This is a genomic window from Actinobacillus minor NM305, from assembly GCF_000175195.1.
Classification (GTDB): domain Bacteria; phylum Pseudomonadota; class Gammaproteobacteria; order Enterobacterales; family Pasteurellaceae; genus Haemophilus_A; species Haemophilus_A minor.
Window position 1 is genome coordinate 1 of record NZ_ACQL01000175.1, and the last position, 2,025, is coordinate 2,025.

The following is a 2,025-nucleotide window of genomic DNA, read 5'->3' on the forward strand; positions in this document are numbered from 1 at the left end:
AGGGGCGGGGTTTATCCCCGCCCGAAAGCTAATTTATAGGGATACAAACGCTAGCGTTTGAACGTTGGCTCTGCCAACGGCTACGAAGTAGCGAGCAAAGCGAGTAAACCCCACCCCTACAAGAAAACTGAATGTTTGTTCGAGGGGTAAATAACTATTTTTCAACAGCCCAAAGTAAAGAGATCAAAATGACCAGCCTTATTATCCGCCAATTAGGTACACAACCCTACGAAAAAATCTGGCACGAAATGCAATCTTTTACCGATCATCGTGATGAAAATACACCTGATGAAATTTGGCTTGTGCAACACCCAAGTGTATTTACCCAAGGTTCAGCCGGTAAGCCCGAACATTTGCTAAACCCGACTCAAATTCCTGTTGTTCAAACCGATCGAGGTGGGCAAATTACATACCATGGTGAAGGGCAGCAGATAATGTATGTGCTTATTGACATTAAGCGGTTAAAAGCGAATGGCAAAGAGATTTCAGTCAGAGAATTAGTCACAGCTTTAGAGCAATGCGTGGTAAAAACCTTGGCGGATTACGGTGTGAATGGTTACCCTAAGGCAGATGCGCCAGGGGTTTATGTTGATGGACGAAAAATCTGCTCACTTGGTTTGCGTATTCGAAAAGGTTGTTCATTTCACGGTTTAGCACTAAATATCAATATGGATTTACAGCCTTTCTTAAATATTAACCCTTGTGGTTATGCAGGGTTAGAAATGTGCCAATTAAGTGAGTTAATCAATCGTAATGATTTAACTTGTGATGAAGTCTCGCCGAAATTGGTTGCCCACTTTACCGAGATTTTAGGCTATAATATGCAACAAATTATTAACAGTTAGGAAATAACATTGTTATGACAACGCCTGTAAAAAAAGAACCGTTCAAAATGGAACGGGGCGTAAAATATCGTGATGCCGCCAAAACGTCTATTATTCAAGTTCGCAATATCGACCCGGATCAAGAACTCTTGAAAAAGCCGGAATGGATGAAAATTAAGCTTCCTGCAAGCTCGGCGAAAATTGACAGTATCAAAAACGGAATGCGCAGACACGGCTTACACTCAGTGTGTGAAGAAGCCTCTTGCCCAAATTTACACGAATGTTTTAACCACGGAACAGCAACCTTTATGATTATGGGGGCGATTTGTACCCGCCGTTGTCCATTCTGTGATGTTGCGCACGGTAAACCCTTACCGCTTGATCCGGAAGAACCACGTAAAGTGGCAGAAACCGTCCAAGATATGAAACTGAAATATGTGGTTATCACTTCAGTGGATCGTGATGATTTACCAGACCGTGGTGCAGCGCATTTTGCGGCAACCGTACGTGAAATTAAAGCACTCAATCCCGATTGCAAAGTAGAAATTCTCGTGCCGGATTTCCGTGGTCGTGTTGAACAAGCAGTGGCTATCTTGAAGCAAAACCCACCGGATGTATTTAACCATAACTTAGAAAATGTACCACGTTTGTATCGTGAAGTCCGTCCGGGCGCTGATTATAAATGGTCATTAGAATTGCTTAAGATCTTCAAACAAGAATTCCCGAACATTCCAACCAAATCGGGGTTAATGGTAGGCCTAGGCGAAACCAATGAAGAAATTTTAGAAGTGATGCAAGATTTACGTGATCACGGTGTAACAATGCTCACTATCGGGCAATATTTACAACCGAGCCGTCATCACTTAAAAGTAGAACGTTATGTACCACCGGCAGAATTCGATATGTTCCGTGCAGAAGCCGAGAAAATGGGCTTCGAACACGCGGCTTGTGGACCTTTTGTACGTTCTTCTTATCACGCCGACCTCCAAGCTAAAGGTGAGATGGTTAAATAACGGTTAAGCGATACTTAATCGGGCGTAAGCTGCCATAAGTGCTACTTAATTAGGTGCAAGCTACCATAAGTGCTGAAGAAAAGGTGCCTAATGGCATCTTTTTTTGTGTAGATATTTGTTTTGGAAAGTAATAATGAATGACAAATCTCAAATAAACAATATTGTTGTAGGGGCGAAATATTTTTCGC

The 2,025-nt window shown here is 42.3% G+C and carries 2 protein-coding genes; both read left to right on the forward strand.

Annotated features, from left to right (window positions below; genetic code table 11):
- The first annotated feature begins 188 nt into the window (after positions 1–188).
- Positions 189–845 carry a lipoyl(octanoyl) transferase LipB gene (gene lipB / locus AM305_RS11515; RefSeq protein WP_005821609.1) on the forward strand — a complete coding sequence of 219 codons (657 nt, stop codon included), beginning with the start codon at positions 189–191 and terminating at the stop codon, positions 843–845.
- Between the two features lie 14 nt (positions 846–859).
- Positions 860–1,837: a lipoyl synthase gene (lipA, locus tag AM305_RS11520; protein WP_005826302.1), complete on the forward strand. Its 978-nt coding sequence runs from the start codon at positions 860–862 to the stop codon at positions 1,835–1,837.
- Positions 1,838–2,025: the final 188 nt, after the last annotated feature.

Excerpts from the sequence above, each read along its gene's own strand:
- lipB (WP_005821609.1), top strand. The coding sequence starts at position 189 with ATGACCAGCCTTATTATCCGCCAATTAGGTACACAACCCTACGAAAAA.
- lipA (WP_005826302.1), top strand. The coding sequence starts at position 860 with ATGACAACGCCTGTAAAAAAAGAACCGTTCAAAATGGAACGGGGCGTA.